The organism is Sphingomonas bacterium, assembly GCF_903644135.1.
Lineage (GTDB): Bacteria > Pseudomonadota > Alphaproteobacteria > Sphingomonadales > Sphingomonadaceae > Sphingomonas.
In genome coordinates this window covers 1-18818 of the sequence record NZ_CAHJXA010000018.1, presented here as the reverse complement: position 1 = coordinate 18818, position 18818 = coordinate 1, and the positions used below count along the sequence as shown (strand labels likewise).

20 protein-coding genes and 1 tRNA gene are annotated in these 18818 nt (G+C 66.3%); 14 read left to right on the top strand and 7 right to left on the bottom strand.

Features of this window, described 5'->3' with window-relative positions; all coding sequences use genetic code 11:
* Together HUU96_RS02315 and HUU96_RS02310 are read left to right on the top strand one after the other, a co-directional pair.
* Window positions 1-260: hypothetical protein (locus HUU96_RS02315; RefSeq protein WP_217430243.1), on the top strand; the 260-nt coding region annotated here is incomplete at its 5' end.
* Window positions 260-622: an ABC-type transport auxiliary lipoprotein family protein gene (locus HUU96_RS02310; RefSeq protein ID WP_174291250.1), complete on the top strand. Its 363-nt coding sequence runs from the start codon at window positions 260-262 to the stop codon at window positions 620-622. The genes HUU96_RS02315 and HUU96_RS02310, both read left to right, overlap by 1 nt.
* A 4-nt stretch (window positions 623-626) precedes the next feature.
* Here HUU96_RS02310 and HUU96_RS02305 read toward each other — a convergent pair whose 3' ends face one another.
* On the bottom strand, window positions 627-1532 hold the full coding sequence (locus tag HUU96_RS02305) for a peptidylprolyl isomerase (protein ID WP_174291249.1): 906 nt from the start codon (window positions 1530-1532) through the stop codon (window positions 627-629).
* 86 nt (window positions 1533-1618) lie between these two features.
* Here HUU96_RS02305 and HUU96_RS02300 point away from each other — a divergent pair.
* The 5 genes from HUU96_RS02300 (at window position 1619) to HUU96_RS02280 (ending at window position 7534) form a co-directional block, all read left to right on the top strand.
* A tRNA-Ser gene (locus HUU96_RS02300) sits at window positions 1619-1709 on the top strand.
* Between the two features lie 756 nt (window positions 1710-2465).
* Complete coding sequence (locus HUU96_RS02295; RefSeq protein ID WP_174291248.1) at window positions 2466-3911, top strand: site-specific DNA-methyltransferase; 1446 nt, start codon at window positions 2466-2468, stop codon at window positions 3909-3911.
* 32 nt (window positions 3912-3943) lie between these two features.
* A complete protein-coding gene (locus HUU96_RS02290; RefSeq protein ID WP_174291247.1) occupies window positions 3944-4462 on the top strand; it encodes a DUF5681 domain-containing protein in 519 nt (172 codons plus the stop codon).
* A complete protein-coding gene (gene terL, locus HUU96_RS02285) occupies window positions 4459-5943 on the top strand; it encodes a phage terminase large subunit (RefSeq protein WP_174291246.1) in 1485 nt (494 codons plus the stop codon). Before HUU96_RS02290 ends, terL begins: the two co-directional genes overlap by 4 nt.
* Window positions 5944-6034: 91 nt before the next feature.
* Window positions 6035-7534 carry a DUF2779 domain-containing protein gene (locus tag HUU96_RS02280; RefSeq protein ID WP_174291245.1) on the top strand — a complete coding sequence of 500 codons (1500 nt, stop codon included), beginning with the start codon at window positions 6035-6037 and terminating at the stop codon, window positions 7532-7534.
* Here the strand turns inward: HUU96_RS02280 and HUU96_RS02275 are convergent.
* From HUU96_RS02275 to HUU96_RS02265, 3 genes are read right to left on the bottom strand one after another with little or no spacing between them, the layout of a single operon-like run.
* Complete coding sequence (locus HUU96_RS02275) at window positions 7524-8207, bottom strand: hypothetical protein (RefSeq protein ID WP_174291244.1); 684 nt, start codon at window positions 8205-8207, stop codon at window positions 7524-7526. The genes HUU96_RS02280 and HUU96_RS02275 overlap by 11 nt on opposite strands.
* A complete protein-coding gene (locus HUU96_RS02270) occupies window positions 8204-8941 on the bottom strand; it encodes a PDZ domain-containing protein (protein WP_174291243.1) in 738 nt (245 codons plus the stop codon). The genes HUU96_RS02275 and HUU96_RS02270 overlap by 4 nt, the downstream gene beginning before the upstream one ends.
* Window positions 8938-10167: a hypothetical protein gene (locus HUU96_RS02265; protein WP_174291242.1), complete on the bottom strand. Its 1230-nt coding sequence runs from the start codon at window positions 10165-10167 to the stop codon at window positions 8938-8940. The genes HUU96_RS02270 and HUU96_RS02265 overlap by 4 nt, the downstream gene beginning before the upstream one ends.
* A 493-nt stretch (window positions 10168-10660) precedes the next feature.
* Here HUU96_RS02265 and HUU96_RS02260 point away from each other — a divergent pair, with 493 nt between their 5' ends.
* Window positions 10661-11020 carry a hypothetical protein gene (locus HUU96_RS02260; RefSeq protein ID WP_174291241.1) on the top strand — a complete coding sequence of 120 codons (360 nt, stop codon included), beginning with the start codon at window positions 10661-10663 and terminating at the stop codon, window positions 11018-11020.
* Here HUU96_RS02260 and HUU96_RS02255 read toward each other — a convergent pair.
* The 3 genes from HUU96_RS02255 to HUU96_RS02245 are packed head-to-tail and all read right to left on the bottom strand — an operon-like array spanning window position 10972 to window position 13657.
* The gene (locus HUU96_RS02255) at window positions 10972-12717 is read right to left on the bottom strand and encodes a recombinase family protein (RefSeq protein ID WP_174291240.1); all 1746 of its coding nucleotides are present in this window, start codon (window positions 12715-12717) and stop codon (window positions 10972-10974) included. The genes HUU96_RS02260 and HUU96_RS02255 overlap by 49 nt on opposite strands.
* Complete coding sequence (locus tag HUU96_RS02250; RefSeq protein ID WP_254604906.1) at window positions 12714-13127, bottom strand: DUF2924 domain-containing protein; 414 nt, start codon at window positions 13125-13127, stop codon at window positions 12714-12716. The genes HUU96_RS02255 and HUU96_RS02250 overlap by 4 nt, the downstream gene beginning before the upstream one ends.
* Window positions 13124-13657, bottom strand: coding sequence for a DUF3489 domain-containing protein (locus HUU96_RS02245; protein ID WP_174291239.1), 534 nt, complete (start codon window positions 13655-13657; stop codon window positions 13124-13126). The genes HUU96_RS02250 and HUU96_RS02245 overlap by 4 nt, the downstream gene beginning before the upstream one ends.
* Window positions 13658-14220: 563 nt before the next feature.
* Here HUU96_RS02245 and HUU96_RS02240 point away from each other — a divergent pair.
* The 6 genes from HUU96_RS02240 to HUU96_RS02215 all read left to right on the top strand — a co-directional run.
* On the top strand, window positions 14221-14688 hold the full coding sequence (locus tag HUU96_RS02240) for a LexA family protein (RefSeq protein WP_254604904.1): 468 nt from the start codon (window positions 14221-14223) through the stop codon (window positions 14686-14688).
* Entirely contained in the window at window positions 14636-15973 is a 1338-nt protein-coding gene (locus HUU96_RS02235; protein WP_254604903.1) for a Y-family DNA polymerase, read from the top strand. Before HUU96_RS02240 ends, HUU96_RS02235 begins: the two co-directional genes overlap by 53 nt.
* A 145-nt stretch (window positions 15974-16118) precedes the next feature.
* On the top strand, window positions 16119-17204 hold the full coding sequence (locus HUU96_RS02230) for an SOS response-associated peptidase (RefSeq protein ID WP_254604902.1): 1086 nt from the start codon (window positions 16119-16121) through the stop codon (window positions 17202-17204).
* Complete coding sequence (locus HUU96_RS02225) at window positions 17201-17407, top strand: DUF6961 family protein (protein ID WP_174291234.1); 207 nt, start codon at window positions 17201-17203, stop codon at window positions 17405-17407. The genes HUU96_RS02230 and HUU96_RS02225 overlap by 4 nt, the downstream gene beginning before the upstream one ends.
* Window positions 17408-17592: 185 nt before the next feature.
* Window positions 17593-18459, top strand: coding sequence for an ion channel (locus HUU96_RS02220; protein WP_174291236.1), 867 nt, complete (start codon window positions 17593-17595; stop codon window positions 18457-18459).
* Between the two features lie 12 nt (window positions 18460-18471).
* Window positions 18472-18818, top strand: a 347-nt coding sequence (locus HUU96_RS02215) for a hypothetical protein (protein WP_174291235.1), incomplete at its 3' end; no start/stop codon positions are given.

Sequence of the window (18818 nt, the reverse complement as noted above, 5' to 3'; positions counted from 1 at the left end):
GCCGGGGCACACGACCCGCCCGCCCCTACGATGCGACCTCGCGTTACAACTACTCCGGGTTCGCGATGATCCTACCGTTCATGGAGCAGAATCCGATCTTCTCGTCGATCAACTTCAACCTGCCGATCACCGATCCCACGTGGCTCGCCCAGTTCGCGCTGAAGGAAAACATCGCGCTGACCGTGGTCGGTCCTGAAGACGCGCCCCGGCGACTAGCGTTGCTGAGGTTGCTCGTCGTCGAACGTTCTCGGAGGACTTGATGGATCAGGATCTGGCCCGCACTCGCTTGACCACGGAACGGGCTGACGTGGAGCGGCTGCTGGCCGATACCGTCGCCGCGCGAACCGGCCGCGTCGTGCTGTCATCGGTGCAGGCGGTTGGCGACCCCAGCGCGCATCTCGGCGGCGAGCTGCGCAGCTTCGGCCTCGACGCCGGCAGCCGGCAGGCGGTGGTCACCTTCGACGCGTCGCTGGTGCGCATCCCCGGCAAGAGCGGCGTCGAGAAACAACGTTTCGAGGTGCGCGTCCCGGTCGCGTCGATCGACGCGGCCAGCGCCGGTCCGGCGCTGAACGACGCCGCCAACCAGATCGCCGGTCAGGTCGCCGACTGGGTTGGCCGCTAGGCCTTCACGACGCCGTCCGCCGTGTCGCCAGCGGCACGTCGCACACGTCGATGCCGCCCGGTGCCACCATCCCGGCCGGGTGCTGCCGCGCCGCCAGCATCGCCGCGTAGCGCGGATTGTCGGCGGCACGATATTCGAAGCGGGGCCGGGTGGCGGCGGGCAGGTCGCTCGCCAGCCGCACCGACACGATCGCAGTCTGCTCGGCGGCGGTGGCGTACATGCCCATCGGCGCATCGCTGCGCGGCAGGCCGGACAGGTAGCGCGCGCCCTCGATCACCCGCCCGACGATGGTGTAGTTGTGGTCGAGCCGCCGCGCCGAGCCGCCGATCGGCATGAACAGCTCCGACCCGCTGCCGGTGTCGGGGGCCGCGCCACGCGCCACGCCGACGGTGCCGTAGCAATGGGTGAGCCAGGCGGCGGCAGGTGCCGGTGCCGGTGCCGAGCGGGAGATCAGCTCCTGCCCGGCGATCGCCCAGCCATCGGCAGTGATCCCCGTCTCGCTGGCATAGGCGTCGCTGGACAGCCGTTGCGCGGGCAGGAAGCTGCTGGCAAGGTCGTACTCGGCGGCGGGGGCGGGCACGACACCGGCGGACAGCGGCTTGTTGCCGGCGTCGTTAGGCGGGTCGGCCGGCTGACCGCCCCATTGCGTCACCCAATTGTCCTGCACGCGATACACCGCGGTCGCGTCCCAATAATGCGCCAGCGCCAGCCGGCGGACATTGGCGACATGCTCGGGCGCATAGCGGGGGGCCAGCCGGATCACGACGGTCCGCCCGCCCGCCAGCGTCATCACCATCAGTTCGTCGTCCGGGATCGGCCGCCAGTCGGCGGCGATCGCATCGCCAGGCAGCGGGGCATGGGCGGCGATCGGCGCGGCCTGAAGCGCGGCGGCAAGGAGGGTGCTGATCATAGCGCCATGCTGCCCCAGCCCGGCCCCACGCGCAATCGCTTGCGAGCGCCTCCGCCGCACGCTAGGCGCAACCGTCCAGCGGATGCGGAGCGGTGGCCGAGTGGTCGAAGGCGCTCGCCTGGAAAGTGAGTATGCGCCAAAAGCGTATCGAGGGTTCGAATCCCTCCCGCTCCGCCACGCAGTCTGCCCCTCCGGTCGTTTCAACCTGGTAACTGGCTAGAACGGCGCAGTTCTGCGGCTTTTGGGCGATCAAACGGTACCGCAGAGACACATCTTCAATCCGATTTAGCGGCAATGTGCACGCTCATTCTCCGAGCCCTTGGTCGCCAGTAGGGTTCTGCATTCTCGGCCACTTTGCCTGTTATCACTTGAATAACAGGCTCTACGACGTTTCGACCGGGATGACCGTCTGGTTAGATGCATCAAGCCACTGCTTATAAACGTAAAAAGCCCTCGGCCGTATCGAATGGGAACAGGCTGATAACAGGCTGTGATCAGGTTATTGGACGTGCGCAGACCGATTAACAGGCTGTCTGTCGATCGAACCGATGGCTGAGTAAAATTGGCGAGTGTTGGATCGCCGAGCGCGACGCGCGGGACCGATTGTACGCCAGGATCAAGCTCAGCGACTGATCAGGCTTCCACTCAGCTTTTTTGGTCCGACCAATGCCACCCGATGGCCGACTTTCATTGTCAACAAGCCATTGAAAAGATACAGAAAGTGACCCGGAGCCGCTTGACGGCGTAGTCGCGCCCTGGCATTGCACCTTGGTGGCCGAGAGGTCACCTCGCGCAGACGAATCCTTATGCCCCGGTGGGGCAGCATCTGAGCACGAGCCTTTCACCGGACGCCAGGCAGGCGACGGTGGCGGCCGTCCTGATGTTCTGGGATCAACGCCACACCTGCTTGTCGCTCCAACCGGAGTAACGACAATGGGCAAGGCATCATCACCATCACTGACCAGCCAAGCGATCTCGCCGAAGGAGATGTTTGGCACGATCGATCCGATCGTCTTCGACGCGGTTGAATATGTAAAACCGAGCCAGCTATCGATCCGACCGGGTAATCCACGCGTGCACACGGATACGAGCGTCGAGGCGATCGCGCGCGCGGTCGTGGCAACCCGGGTTATGACCCCGATAATCAGCGATGATGCCAACGTGATCGTCGCCGGCGAGGGACGCCACCGGGCGGCGTTGCTGCTCGGTCTTGCGACCGTGCCGGTGCTGCGGGTCGCTGGCTTGAGCGAGGACCAGTTGCAAGCGTTCCGGCTGGCTGACAACCGCGTCGCCGAGCTTTCGAGCTTCGACGACACCCGGCTGGCGGTCGCGCTGAAGGACTTCTCCTCGCGTGATCTCGGGTTCAACATCGAGCATCTCGGGTTCAAGCATGCCGAGATCGACATCAGGATCAGCGGTCTGGATGAGCCAATCGATCTCGAGAACGATGCCGCCGACCTCGTCACCGACGTGTCTGGGCCGGTGACGTCACGGCTCGGCGACGTCTGGCTGTGTAACCGCCATCGGATCGTGTGCGGCTCGGCGCTGGAGCGGTCGACCTACGATGCGCTCATGCGCGGCGACAAGGCCCAGATGTCGATCCAGGACACGGTCTACAACGTGTCGAAAAACCACATCGGCGGAAAGGGTTCGATCAAGCACGCTGACTTCGTCATGGGCAACGGTGAATTTTCAGATGGCGAGTTCAACACGTTCCTCTTCGACGAACTCGATCTCGCACAGGACCATTGCGTAAAAGGTGCGATCATCATGGCGTTCATGGACTGGAGAAGCATCGACAAGCTCATCACGGCCGGCAAAGCTGCAAAGATGGAACTCATCAACCTCTGCGTTTGGAATAAAAGTAATGCATCGATGGGATCGTTGTACAGGTCGAAGCACGAGCTGATCGCTGTTTTCAAGAAGCCGGGCGCTCGCCACCGCAACAACGTCATGCTCGGCTCTTATGGCCGATCGCGTAGTAACGTCTGGGATATGCCGGGATGTAATAGCTTTGGCAAGGACCGTATGACGGAACTGAGCTCGCATCCGACGGTGAAGCCGGTCGCCTTGATTGCCGACGCCATCCGCGACGTCTCCAACCGTGACGAAATCGTGCTCGATAGCTTTCTCGGCTCGGGGACGACCATCATCGCGGCCGAGCGAACCAGTAGGATCGGCTACGGCATCGAGCTCGACCCGATCTATGTCGACACCGCCGTGCGCCGCTGGGAGCAGTATACCGGCCGCGAGGCGCTGCTCGAGGCCACCGGGCAATCCTTTGCTCAGGTGGCAGCCGATCGCATCGATCCGATCGCGCCGCCCGCCAAGCCGCAGGTGTCACCGCGTCCGCGGACGCGGTTCGTCGCCGTCGCCTGAACTCACACCAGCCTCATCCAAGGATCTTTGCCATGACTACTCATTCCTATCCCTCGCCGCGTCCGCGCATCCGGTTCATCCCGACCGTCCCCTCCACAGCTGCGAGCATGCCGATGCCTCCCGGCGGGGGTGATGACCCCCGGCTCGTTGCCGAGCCGGGCGGTGTTCGACGCAAGCGTCTTCCCAACAAAGGCAGCTTCCCGCCGCACGTGTCCGGCAATCCCAAGGGGCGGCCGAAGGGAGCCAAGGGAACGAAGGCGATCGTGCGCAAAATCCTGTCGGCACCGGTCGACGTGCAGACCGCGCGCGGCACTCGTAAAATCGCCTTGTTCGAAGCACTCGTGAAAAAGGAGGTGGCGCTTGCCGCCGAGGGCGACTGGCGGGCTCGCAAGACCGTATTCGAACTCAGCAAATGGGCGATGAACGACGCGGCCGACGCGCCCACGCAAATGACTGAAGCCTCGACGGCCGAATTGACGGAAACGGGCAAGAGCATCATCGCCTGGTTCGAGGACGAGGTTACCCATCGCAATCAGGGGGCGAAGGATTGAAGGCACCTTCCCAGGCAGCAGTCGTCGACGCGCTCGCGCGCGATCGGCTGCTGCCGTTCGTGATGATGGTGTTCGGCCACCTCAAGCCCCAGGAGCCGCCGCTCCAGCCATCATGGTACCTGCGAGCGATGTGCTATTGGCTGGAGCGGGTGGCGGCCGGTAGTCTGCCTCGCTCGATGATCTGGATCCAGCCACGGTTCCTGAAGTCGATCACCGTCGCGGTCGCGTTCCCGTGCTGGATCCTCGGCCGAAACCCGTCCGCGGAAATCATGGTGGCGACCTATGGGCAGGGTCTGGGCCGACAGCATGGCGACCAGCGTCGCTCGATCCTGAAAGCGGACTGGTATCGCCGGCTGTTCGCGGGGACGGTGATCGCGGCTGGTGGTGACCGACAGGACGAGGTCGTCACCACCAGAGGCGGCCGCATCCTGATCATCTCGCCGGAAAGCCGTTCGACCGGCAGCGGCGCGGACTTCATCATCTTCGACGACCTCATTACGGGTGCCGACGCGAACAGCGAGGCGGCGCGTGCCGCCGTCAAAAGCTGGATCGACAATACCGTCGTCCACCGGCTCAACCCGCGCGGCGACAACGCCATCATATCGATCCAGCAGCGGTTGCACGAAGACGATCCGGCGGCGTACCTGCGCGACAAGGGCTATGCCTGTCTATGCCTCCCGGCGATCGGTCTCGAGGATCTGGAGATCGAGATCGGCCCCGGTGTGACCCACCTTTACCGTCGTAACGACATGCTCTGTCCCGAACTCATGTCGCGAGAACAGCTCGAGGAGAAGCGGATCGAGTCCGGGGCACAGATCTACTCGGCGCAGTATCTCCAGAACCCGGTCGCGCTGGAAGGCAACCTCGTTCGTCTCGACCACTTTAGACGGTTCGAAATGGAGATCCCTCGCGATCGGTTCGAGAAGGTCTTTCAAAGCTGGGATACTGCGGTCGGGGTATCGATCACGGCGGACTGGTCGGTCGGCACCACCTGGGGCTACCTCGCCGGTCGGCTATTCCTGATCCATATCTACCGCGCTCGGGTCGAATACCCCGATTTGAAAAAGGCGGTGATCGCCTTGCACAGCCGGTTCAGGCCGGATCGCGTGTTGATGGAGAAATCCAACAATGGCACCGGCCTGATCCAGGACTTCCGCAAGAACGGTCCGGTTCGACTCATCGAGATATCGCCGAGGCTCGGCAAGGTCGAACGGCTGGTCGCGCAGACTGGCCAGATCGAAGAGGGTCGGATGTTCCTCCCCGCTAAACTCGACGGGCTCGACAATATGCTGGGAGAGCTACGGGCGTTCCCGCACGGCCGGCACGACGACCTCGTCGACAGCATGACCCAGATGCTCGAATGGACGATGAACCATTGGCAGTTCGCCGATCGCGAGTTCATGCCGGACGGCCGGCCGGTGGCGGTACTGCGCAACCGCAAGCGTCCGCCGTTGCCGCCGCTTCCTAGCTGGATACATTGACTGCCTTCGCGCGGACGCTGGCTATGGACTTCGCTCCGTACACCCGGCTTCCTGTGTCATGTCTTCGCATCGAAACGTCCACCGCAACACGATGACCAAGCGCCACGGCCTGTCCAAGTCTCGGATCACGCTGTTCGAGCAGTGCCCGCGGCGGCTGTGGCTGTCGGTGCATCGGCCGGAGGCAGCCGTGGTGGCTGCCTCGACCCGTTCGGCGTTTGCCGATGGGCACCGGGTGGGTGAGCTGGCCTGTCGTCTTCACCCCGGCGGCTTCATGATCGACGATGCGCGCGGGCTTGGTGCAGCGATAGACGAGACCGCCCGGCTGTTGGCATCGACCGATCGGCCGTTGTTCGAGGCGACGTTCGCGCACGAAGGCGTGCTGGTCCGGGTCGATCTAATGTTGCCGACGGCGAGCGGCTGGCATGTTGCCGAGGTCAAGAACACGACGGGGATGAAAGAGTACCACCGCGGCGATCTCGCCACTCAGCTATGGGTGATGCGCGGGGCAGGGGTGAACGTGGCGCGAGCATCGATCCGCCACATCGACCGCTCGTTCGTGCTGTCCCGGGCTGGTGATTATGCCGGCTTGTTCGCCGACAGCTTCATCGGTGCCGACCTCGAGCCGGTGATCGCCGGCCGCGGTGTCATTGTCGCAGCGGCACGCGCGGTGCTCGCTAGCGACGAGCCAGCTCGAGAGATCGGCGCGCATTGCGACACGCCGTTCGCCTGCTCGTTCAAGAGCTGGTGCGGGCGCGGGATGCCGGCCGCACCGATGTGGCCAGTGTCGCTGCTGCCCGACACCGCTGGTAAGAAGCTGGCGGCAAAGCTGATCGCCGGCGGCATCAGCGATCTCACGCTCGCACCAGCCGAGGCCATGACCAGCGCAAAGCTGTCGCGCGTTCACGCAGCGACGGTCAGCGGCGTTCCCTTCCACGACGCCGAGGCGATCGTCGCAGAGACCGACGACTGGGCCTACCCGCGCACCTATCTCGACTTCGAGACCATACAGTTCGCCATCCCCCGCTGGCTGGGAACGAAGCCGTTCGAGCAGGTGCCGTTCCAATGGTCGGCACACGTCGCGGCTGCGGACGGCAGCATCGCGCACCACGAGTTCCTGTCGATCAACGGGATCGATCCGCGACGGCTCTGCGCCGAGGCGCTAATCACCCTGCCGGCGACCGGCGCGGTGATCGCCTGGAACGCGCCGTTCGAGCGCACCTGCCTGATCGGGCTCGCAAGGCTGTTCCCCGATCTCGCCGCATCGCTCACCAGCCTCGCCGACCGGCTGGTCGATCTGCTGCCGGTCGCGCGCCGCCATTACTATCATCGCGACATGCACGGCAGCTGGTCGATCAAGGCGGTGCTGCCGACCCTGGGGACGCCGGGCTATGACGAACTGACCGAGGTGAAGTCCGGCACCGACGCGCAGGCCGGTTATCTGGAAGCGATCGACCCCGCGACCAGCGATGATCGCCGCGAAGCATTGCGTCAGGGGCTGCTCGCCTATTGCGCGCGGGACACCGAGGCGATGCTGGTCGTGCTCGACCGGCTAACACGGGCGCCTGACGCGGACGGCAACGCTAACGCTTGATATCGAAGTGGCCGCCTGTGGCAGTGTCGAGGGTTAGGGCAGGCGTATCGGCACCGAGCACGGTAGCCATCGCCGCGCCCATGCCGACTAGCGAGATGCCGTTGGCGCGGGTGAGGACGGTACCGGGCACAAGCCCCGCCCGTGCCGCCGCGGACCCGCTCGCGACCGATACGATATAGGCGCCTTCCGGCGCCGCCCGTATCTCCAGCCCCAGTAACCCGACCACCAGCGCGGTCGGCGCTGGCGCTGGCGCAGCCATCATGCTGGCCGGCGGCATCTGCCCCTGCTGCACCACCGACCTACAGATGATCGCCACCTTGCCATTACTGCGGTTGCTGATGTCGAGCGTTTTGACCGCGTCATGGTCGATGACGATCACGAAGTCGGTCAGTGGGTCGTAGCCGGTGACCGGCTTGATCGCGTGCAACACGCCGCAGGTGGCGTAGCCATAGACATGGCCATGCTGGATCCAGCCGCGCTTCACATAGCCGTTCGGCCACCCCACCTCCCAGCTCGCCTGATCGGGGAGCGCGGCGCGCACCGCGGCTTCGCCGAGCTGCCTGTAGCGCGCCCAGTCGGGAGCGGGGCCATAGACATAGTCGTCCTTGGCGCTGGCGGGTGAGCAGGCCAGCATCGCTGCCAGTGCCGTAAAGAGAAGCCGTCTATGGATCATGTGCTGCCTCCTAGCTTGATCGTGATGCCGCCGATCAGCGTCAGGGTCACAGCGCCGCTAGCGGCATCGACCACTTTGCGCATCGCCTCGCCCATGCCGGCGAGCGGGATGGCGTTGACGCTGGTGATGACCATGCCGGGCTTCAGCCCGGCGAGCTGGGCTCGCGAGCCTGGTGTTACCGCGGCAACATAGGCACCTTCGGGCATCGCGCGGACCGCAAGCCCTGCGGCGTTAGCGAGGGGGGCGGCGTCTGCTGCTGGTGCGGCCGTTGCCGGGTTAGCTACCAGACGGCTCAGGTCAGCGTCCGGCACCGGCGGGAAGAGGCCGGTGTTGAGCGCTCTGGCGCAGGTCTCATCATAGACGCGGCTCGAGCCGTGATCGATGTCGGCGAGCAGTGCCCGCCCATAATCGATGACGACGACAAACACTCTGGCGCCGGTGTAGCCGCCCATGCGGTTCCTGGCATTCACGCTGCCGCAGGCGACGTAGCCGTCGAAGTAAGTAGAGAAGACGGGCTTGATGCCGCCCTTGTGGATGCCACTCAACCAGGTGATCCGCGCCGACTCCGGATCGATCAGGCGCGCGATGATCGCTGCCTCGCCGAGCCTGCGGAACTCGGCCCATGACGGCTCTGGCCCATAGACATGATCGTATTTTGGCTTGTCGGCTGCTGCCGTTGCCGCGGCGGTGAGCAGCGCCGCGACCATGAGCGCGGATTGCGTCGCCCGGCTCACGCTGCCAGCTCCCTCGCGCTACCTTGCAGCCGCGGTCGCAGGCTATTGACCATCTGGTTCGCGGCGCCGCTGAGCCACCCCATCTGCTCCGCTTCGCGAGCCTCGTCCCATGGCGAGGACGACGGGCAGGTAAGCAGTAGCTCGGGAACGTCGCCGACGATCCACTCGGGGGCGGGGAGGGCGGCCGCCGCGAACTCTGCGTCGAGGCCGTCGCGGTCGGCGAGGAGTTCGCGGTAGAGGTCGATCCCTTCCGCGCCCGGGAACCTCACCTGCACGCCGATCGCCTGCGAAGCGAGGCTGCGATAGACGTTGACGTACAGCCGGCCGGGCAGCGGCACCCTGATCCACCCATTGCCGCCGCGCCGGGGCGGCGGCTGCCCGGGATCGTCGAACCGGGTCTCGGCGACAAATCGCTCGACGAACCGGCTCCAGGCCTGCGAGGCCTCGGAAGCTGCGTTGCTGCTCCCGCCGCCGGATCCCGGCGATACCGTCGACCGTAACGGCCGCTCGTGCTCGCTCACTACCGGATCGATGACCGTCCCTGGCACCTCGCTGCGGATCACATGGCGTTCGATCACCACGGTCTGCGCCAGCACCCTCGGCTGGACGATGACCCGTTCGGCGCCGAGCTCGCCGTACCGATACTCTACCATCTCGATCAGCCCGAACCCGAACGCCAGCCCCGGCTGGCCCTGAAGATACTCGCCGATGCGCCGCGTGCCCTCGGTGATGCCGTCGCCGACAATCAGCAGCAGGAACCGGCCGGCGGCGAGGTCGCGGCTTACCCGGTCGACGAAGCTGGCCTCGTCCAGGTCGCTGCCGGCCGAGTGAGCGAGCGCGTACAGGACGTTGCCTTGCCGCTTCGTCGCGATCGAGACCTGCCGCTGGAGATCGTCATAGGCATAGCGGCTCAGCTCACGGGCATAGTCGAGGATCTGGCCAACCACCTCGCGCCGTGCCTGCGGGTTACGCCAGAGCTTGCACTCGACCACCACCAGGCGGCCTCGTTCGTCGGCGAGCAGCACGTCGACGAACCCGACCCCGGGGATGTTGAGCTCCTTCGCCACCGTAAACAGGCGGCCGAAGCTCGGGTCGAGATCATGGACCGGCAGGATGGCCGGGTTGTCGTGGATGAGATCGCGCAGCGCGTGTTCGCGGCGCGCGTTGCCCTGCGGCACGCGGGTGATCAGCTGTGGATCAGCGTCGTCGTTCAGCAGCACCAGCATCGCGCTTCACCCCGTTTGGGCGCGCCGCTGCCGTGATCTCGGCTTACTCGTCGCACCTATGTCCTCTCGGAGCGACGGCCCGAAGCCGGATGTTCGAAACCTGGCATACACGCAGGCGCATGCGCCTTTACCGGCGAGCCGGCTGGACATGCGCGCATGCCACCCGGCCTAGCTTGAAGCTGGACCGAGTTTGTATGCTGAGGTTTCGACGCCCCGCCCCCCGACTTTCACGAGGGGCGCCGGTGTGATTGCTCCGGTTCGCGCCGGTGACAAGTAGAATGTGCGCTTTGTCGGTCGTCTTCGGCTTTAGCGCGCAGCAGGTGACTTACGGCCGTCGCCGCTGGCCCAAGCGACGGTCTCGCGCATCTTGCTGGCTTCAGATCGTCGGTGTGTCCCCCGGAGGCGGGTGCGCGCAAACCCTTCCTAAACCGCCGCTCGGCTAGCTGGAGTGATGGTCCATCACCTCGACATCACCGCCCGTCTTCATCGGCGCATGCTGGAGATCGTCGGCACGGCGCTGCCGCTCATGACCAGCGCGAGGGCCGACGCGGATTTGATCGGCCTCGCTCACCTTCGCGAAGAGATGGTGCAAGCGATGGACGCCTATTGCCATCACGTCCATCAGCTGCATGATGCCGGAAGCCTGGTACCGGACCACGCCGACCTGCTGGTTGGCGGCTGCGTTGAACTACGCTCAGCCTACGAGGCGTTCCGCATCCGGTGGGTACACCGTGACGGTATCGAGAACTGGTACGAGTATCGTCTAAGTGCCGTCGTCATGATGAAGCAGGTCCGCGCGCTCGTTCAACAGGCCGAGACGTCGCGGGTCTCGCGGCCCTCGCGGGCGGCGTAGCGGTCGACGGACCGAGCTGGCATCAACCTTAGAGCCTGTTCGCGCCAGCAGGCGGGGAGGGGACCGGCGAGGGTGAGCGAGCCAACATCGACGCTAGCGCGAAGCCTGCCCTTGATCACCGCCTCGGTTGCCTCCGGCGACAGGAACGCCAGCCGCAGCACGCGGGTGAGATAGGCAGGGCTGACCTTCTCGGTCGCGGCCAGTTCGGTGATCGTGAGTTCGCCGATCCGTAGCGTGCGCCACCAGCGGCGTGCCTTGATCAGCAGCCGGACGGCGGCGGCGTTGGTCTCGCCGCCGCCGATCGCGGCGCCGTTGTCCTGGACCAGCCTCAGCGCTTTGCCGGTGCGGGTGAGGGTCACCTCCGCCGCCACGGTGATCGCTGGCGTCACGTCCGGCGCGAGCGTTACTCCGAGCGCTTCGGCGACAGTATCGCTCGAACACTCGACCTCGATCCGATGCGGCATCAGCGTGATGCGCTGGACCAGTGGCTGCACGAGAAGCCGATCGCGCTGCCGGAGGCGCCCGGCGACGGCGGCAGCTGTGGCGACCAGCGCGCCCAGGCTGGCCGGGGTCAGCTCCGCGCCGATGGTCGCGGCAAGCGCGATCGGATCGTCGAACGCTTCGGCGACCCGCTCGCACACCGCGCGCTCTAGTTCGAGCGCGGGGATGCGGCTGCCTTCGGATGCGGCGCCGTCTAGAAGGCCACGACTGACGTAATAGCGGTAGCGAGTGGCGCCCTTGTTGGCATGGGTCGCGATCAGCGGCTCCCCGGCGGGGTCGACCAGCTTGCCCGCGAACAGGCTCGGGCTCGCCGCCCGTACGCGGGTACGGGTGCCTTGCCGATTGCCGGCGAGCCTGGCCTGGACCAACTCCCAGCGGTCGAGGTCGACAATCGCCGGGTGCAGCCCCTGATGGGTTTTGGCGCCATGCGCGATGCGGCCAGTGTAGATCGGGTTGGAGAGGATCTTGTAAAGCTGGCCGCGCGCGAACTGGCCGCCGCCGATCCTGCCATTGCCGTTGCTCCGTTCGCGCAAGGGGAGGGTGATGCCCTGCTCGTCAAGTTCGCGCTTGAGCACGGTGACGTTGCCGAGCGCGAGATAGCGCTCAACGATGTGCCGGACGAGCGCGGCATGCTCCTCGACGGGTGCGAGGGTGCGGCCATCGGGCGCATAGCCCAGCGGCGGAGTACCGCCCATCCACATGCCCCTGGCTTTGGAAGCGGCGATCTTGTCGCGGATACGCTCGGCGGTGACCTCGCGCTCGAACTGCGCGAACGACAGGAGCATGTTGAGGGTGAGCCGTCCCATGCTGGTGATGGTGTTGAACGACTGGGTGACCGACACGAAGCTGGTACCGCTCTTGTCAAACGTCTCGACCAGCTTGGCGAAGTCGAACAGCGAGCGGGTGAGCCGGTCGACCTTGTAGACTACGATGATGTCGACGCGGCCGGCCGCGACCTCGCCGAGCAGCCGCTGGAGGGCAGGGCGGGCCAGCGTGCCGCCGGACAGGCCGCCATCGTCGTACACCTCGGGCAGCGCCGACCAGCCCTCGCTCGCCTGCGACAGGATGTACGCCGCACACGCCTCGCGCTGCGCGTCCAGCGAGTTGAACGCCTGCTCCAACCCCTCGTCCGACGACTTGCGGGTATAGATCGCGCACCGGACCCGCTGAGCGGGAACCATCTTACCGCCGCTCATGCCGCGAGCTTCCGCTTCAGCCCGAAGAACGCCGGTCCCGACCAGCGCGTGCCGGTGATCGCGCGGGCGACCTCGCTCAGGCTCTTCCACTCCCTGTCATCCCAGCGGATCATACGATCCTCGCCGATCATCACCACATGCACCTTGCCGCCCCACTCGCGCACCAGCCGCATGCCGGCGGCGGGGGCGCGGGTGGTGGTCGCGCCGCGCTCGAGCTGATCGAGTGCGGCGGTGGTGGCGCGGGGCAGCCCACCAAGCGCGCCCGCCTGGATCTCCCAGGCGAGCGCCAGCCGCAGCAGGTTGGGCGAGACGCGCGGCACCGGCGTGGCGGTCGTCCGCGCCCAGGCTTCGCGCAAGCCTGCCGGGGACATCCCCGGCAGCGCCGCCAGCCTTTGGTCGAGCGCGGTCACTTCGCAACCGCGACGTAGAAGGTCACCCCCTCGCGCCTGCCGCGGGTGATCTCGTGGCCCTTCTTGCGCAGGCCGGTCAGCGCCGCCCGCGTCGTGTGCGGCAGCCAGCCGGTCACCGCGATCAGCTCGGCGAGCGTGGCGCCCACCGGCCGGCGCATCAGGTCGAGCACGAGGCTGGTCTTAGCGGGCGCCTTGCCGGTGGCGGCGGCGAGGAGGACGGCGGGGGAGGGAGTCTCGACCTTGGCGGCCTTGTTGCGAGCCTCATCGCCGCCGGGCAACGCCACGCCAATGGCCGCCGCGCCGGCAGCGGTGATGAACAGGCCAATCCGGCGATCATCCTCGACCCGGCGTACCGCGCCTGCGTCCTCGGTGTCGCGTTCCTCGGCATAGCCATGGGTAATCAGCACCCCCATCGCCTTGGTCGCGCCGCCGCCGGGCTTGAGGTTGGCGGGCAGGGGCAGGAGGCTGCCGTCGGCACGCTGGGCGGCGGTCGAGAGCAGGATGGCCTGGGTATCGCTGAGCTTGATCATGATGCGGGTCTCCGTCGGGCGCGGCACCAGCGCCGCCCCCACCAGCCACAGCCCCGGCGATCATCGCGCCCGGGGCCCGCCGCCGCGACTCGTCGGTCGCGGCTAGCACCAGCGCTGTCGCTCTGGTCGCAGCACAAGTCGAATGGTTCATGCTGTTTGGCGCGCGGAGACGTCGCCACTAGTCTGATGGACACGCGTCAAAGAGGAGCGACGAGGTTGATCTGGCCCTTCCGCCGCGCCCGTTAGCCGCGTCGCGTTGGCCCGGCGTCGGTCGACTGGCGGCTGGGCGACGTGGCCTGGTGCGTCAACGACGCGTGGCGGATCCCACACCGCGATCATCCGCGCCTTGGCGATCGGCTCATGTTCAGCGGCTTATTCCATGGCATCAGCGAGAACCGGGCCGGAGATAGGCTTTACGCTGACGTTCATCGGCAAGCAGCCGGCCTATGCCGCGGGTCACTTCCGCAAAGCCGTGTTGGCCGACGATGGCGCCAACCGGTCGCTATCGAAAGCAAGGTCTACAGGGGCCGCCCCGATCTGACGCCAGCCGGTATCGGCATCCGTTGCTAACCGTTCCTGTTCTGTTCTACGCAAGCGGCCATGCCGCCGACTCAGAGCCTCCGGGAATACCATTCACGCTGATACCGCGCGAAGCGCGGCTGCTGCTCTGCTCGACCCCCGCCGGGTTCCCGTCGCCAGCCCAGGACGACATGGAAGAGCCGATCGATCTTGCCGCCTGGCTGATCGATCACCCCGCCGCGAGCTACGTCATGCGGGTATCGGGCCACTCGATGGGCGGCGCCGGCGTCACCGACGGCGACCTGGTGGTCGTCAGCCGAGCGGTCGAGGCGCGCCATGGCGATATCGTCGTGGCGCTGGTCCAAGGCGAGCGGACGATGAAGCGGCTGCGCAAGCGCGGCGATCGCCTGTGGCTGGTGCCTGAGGCTGACGGGTTCCCGGCGATCATCGTCGACGAGCATGTCGAGGTCTGGGGCGTGGTGGTCGCGCTCGCTCGCCGCTATCGCCAGTGAGCGGCAGACCACGATGACCGCGATCGGGCTGATCGACTGCAACAACTATTACGTGAGCTGCGAGCGCGCGTTCGACGCCAGCCTGGTCGGTGTGCCGGTGATCGTCGCCAGCAACAATGACGGCTGCGCCATTGCCCGCTCGCAGGAAGCCAAGGTGCTGGGGGTCAAGATGGGCGATCCCGTCCACCTGATCCGCGACCGGCTGACCAGGCACGGCGTCCGGGTGCTCAGCAGCAACTACACCCTCTACGGCGACATGCAGCGCCGGGTGCTGGCGGCGGTCGACGCGTTCGCAAGCGAGATCGAGATCTACAGCATCGACGAATGCTTCGTCGACCTGACCCCGTTCGAGACTCGCGACCTTACCGCCCACGTCAACGGAATGCGCGACCAGGTCCGCCGCTGGACCACTATCCCGACCTGTGTCGGCATCGGCCCGACCAAGACGCTGGCCAAGCTTGCGAACGCCGCCGCCAAGAAAAACCCGCTGTTTGATGGGGTCGCCGACCTACGCGATCCAGTCATCCGCGCGTTCGTGCTCGACCGGTTCCCGGTCGGCGACGTCTGGGGGATCGGCCGCGCGACCGCCGCGAAGCTCGCCGCGCTCGGAGTCGCCACCGCAGGCCAGCTGCGCGACCTCCAGATGAAGCAGGCGCGTGGGCTCGGTACGGTCGTGCTGGAGCGACTGGTCGCCGAGCTTCAGGGCGTTGCCGCCGCCGCGGTCGAGGCGGTCGAGCCGCAACGGCGCGGGATGGCGGTGACCCGCTCGTTCGGAACGCCGGTGAACGACCTCGACACGCTGATGGGCGCGGTCAGCCAGTATGCCATGCGCGGGGGTGAGAAGTTGCGCAGCCACGGGCTGGTGGCGGGGCAGCTCACCGTGTTCTTTCACACAAACAAGCATCGCCGCGACCTGCCGCAATACCAGGCCAGCCGCCGGATCTCGCTGTATCCGATGACCGCCGACTCGTTCGAGCTGATCGCCGCCGCCCGGCGCGGGGTCGAGACGGCGTGGCGCGACGGCCATGCCTCTACCAAGGCGGGGATCATGCTCGACGATCTGGTCGCTGCCGAGCTGCGACCGCGAACGCTGTTTGAGGGCGATGGTGACAGGCGTGAGCGGCTGATGACCGCGATCGACGCGGTCAACGGTCGCTATGGCAAGTTCACGATGGTGCCGGGCAGCCAGGGGTTCAAGCGCGACTGGCGAGCCCGCGCGGACAGCATGTCGCCGGCCTGGACGACACGGCTCGCCGAAGTGCCGGTCATCAATGCCAGCCGCTAGTATCGGACCAGGCGCGAGTAGCGGCCGCGTCGACGACCGAACCCATCTCGACCGACGGCTGGGCTGTCTTCAGCATTGTGGGCTCTATCGCCGGACGATCACCCTGACCTGTCCACGCTGCGCCCATGTTCGGCGCTACGACGCCGTGGCGCTATGGTGGCTGTTCGAACGGCGCGGCTGGGACGACGCGCTGCCCAGCGCCTGGCGGCGGCTATACTGCGCCGCGTGCGAGGTCGCCGGCGGCAAGAAGGTTCGTCCCAACGCCGAGATCACCCGCGATCGACCCGATGCCGATCAGCCGCCCTATCCCGATGAGCAGACCTGGAAGCGCATCGTCGCGCGCTATCGATCGCGATGCCTCACCACAAGCCAGCGAGCTTCGCGATCCCCGCCCATAAAGGCAGTGAGAGAACGACTGCTACCGCGAAACCTCGGAGACGCATTTTTGGCGGCGGCTGACATCGCGAGCCGTCGTCTTCGTCGACCATTGGCATTGGCTGCCATCTACATCACGCCGACGCAAGGTGGCCCACCGTCATGCAGTCGGCCGACTAGAGCCGCCGGAGCGGCTCTTTCACGGGTCGTCGGAACCGGGTTGTCTCGCGCCATCGATCGTGATGATCTGGCCGCCGTGTGCAACTTATATAACCTACAGGTCGCCCGCTGGGAGCTGCTCGCTTATTACAACGCTCAGGACGCGTGGCGCGAGGACATGGCCAAAGACTATGTCTCGCCAGGGCGGCCCGGAGTGGTGATCACGGCGACCGCGAACGGCACTCGCGAGCTACACGGCATGCGCTGGGGGTTCCCGCCGCCTCAAGGGGTGAAGGCGCCGGTGGTAAACGTGCGCAACTACGCCTCGCCGTTCTGGCGATCGGCGCTGGCCAACCCCGGGCGGCGCTGCCTGGTACCGGTGACCGCGTTCCAGGAATGGTCGGTCGAGCCCGATCCCATGACCGGCAAGAAGCGCCCGCACTGGTTCACGGTGCCGTCGCGGCCAATCTTTACGTTCGCCGGGGTCTGGCGGCCGACCGATACCGGCCCCGCGTTCGCGTTCCTCACCTGCGGCTATGACGGCGACGCCGCCGCACACGTGGTCGGGGCGGTGCATCCCAAGGCGATCCCGGTCATCCTTCATGACGAGGATTACGACCGCTGGCTGACGGCGCCGGTCGAGGACGCGCTGGCGTTGACCTGCGCCTATCCTTCGCAGCTACTGGCGGTGGCATGACCAGTCCACAAGACGAGCAGCAAAGGCGTTGGGCGGAAGCGCTGGCGTTCGAGAAGCAATGGGGCGTCGACGCGCCGTTGCGGATCGCCGAGCGGATCGGGGTCGTCGCGCTGCTCGGCGACGAGCAGGGCATCGCTCGGCTGAAGCAGATCGCGGCCTGTGTCGATCAGATCATTCAGGCAAAGGTCCGCAATGCCCAGTGACCCAGGACCGGTACGGCGGGCGCTGCTGCGGCTCGAACCCTGGCTGCTCGGCGGCATCATCGTGTTCCCTGTGGTTCTCGCGATCACACGCTGGGTGATGAGCTTGGCGCGGCAAGGGGGATGAGCGGGCGAGTGCCGTTCGCTCACCGTTGTCCAGGACGCCCAGAACCGCGATAGCGCGGTCCATGCTAGGCCGGCGTTCGCAAAGCTACGACTTCGGATCGGTGCGTACGGTGCGCAACGGCGTGCCGTCACCGTTCGCTGACCTCTACTACAGCATCATGGAGATGGGCTGGGCGGCGTTCGTCGGGTTCGTCTGCCTGGCGTTCGCGATCATCAACCTTGGGTTCGGGCTGGTCTATACCGCGATGCCCGGCGCGATCGCCAACGCGCGGCCAGGATCGCTGATCGACGGCGTGTTCTTCTCGATCGATACGCTGGGCACGGTCGGCTACGGGTTCATGTATCCTGCCACGCACATTGCGCACGCGATCGCGGCGATCGAGATCCTGCTCGGGCTGTTCTTCTCGGCGACGATTACCGGTCTGATCTTCGCGCGGTTCGCGCGGCCCCGGGTCGGCCTCGCGTTCAGCAACTCGATGGTGATCGGCCAGTATGAGGGGCAGCGAGCGCTGATGCTTCGGGTCGTCTCGATCCGCTCGCGGCCGCTCGCCGACGCCGACGCACAGATATCGTGGTTGGAGACCCGGCGTCATGAGGACGGCAGCATCTATCGCCGGCTCGCCGAGCTCGAGCTGGTGCGCAACCGCAACCCGATGCTCGGGCTGGCCTGGACGGTGGTTCATCTACTCGACGACGACAGTCCGGTGATCGCGGCGCTCGACGGCGACGAACCGTTCCTGATCACCGCGCTGGTCCGCGGCACCGATACGTTGCTCGCCAGTCCCACCATTGGCAACTACCGCTATGGCCGTGACGACGTGCGGCGAGACCACGAGTTCGTCGACATGCTGATTACCCGCGACGACGTGATGATGCTCGAGATGGACCGATTACACGGCACCCGGTCGATCGACCGCGAGGCCGTATAGGGCGGACCCGGGATGGACTCACGATCGGCGAGCGAGCACGATCCACTGATCAGAGGGAGGATCATCATGCGTATCGTTCGACTAGCTCCGGTCATCGCCGGCGCCGCGCTGCTCGTGTCTGGCGTTGCTCACGGTCAGGCCGCCACCAAGACCGTTCGGACCTACGACTGCACCAAGGCCGGCAACGCCAACAAAGCGGTATGCAAGACGGCCGCCGCGGCCAAGCCCGCCACTCCAGCTGCGCCGGTCGCCGCGACGGTGAGCAAGACGACCACAGCCCGCAACTACGACTGCTCGAAGGCTGGGAACGCCAACAAGGCGGTGTGCAAGAGCGTCGTCGCCGCCCGGCCGGCCGCGCC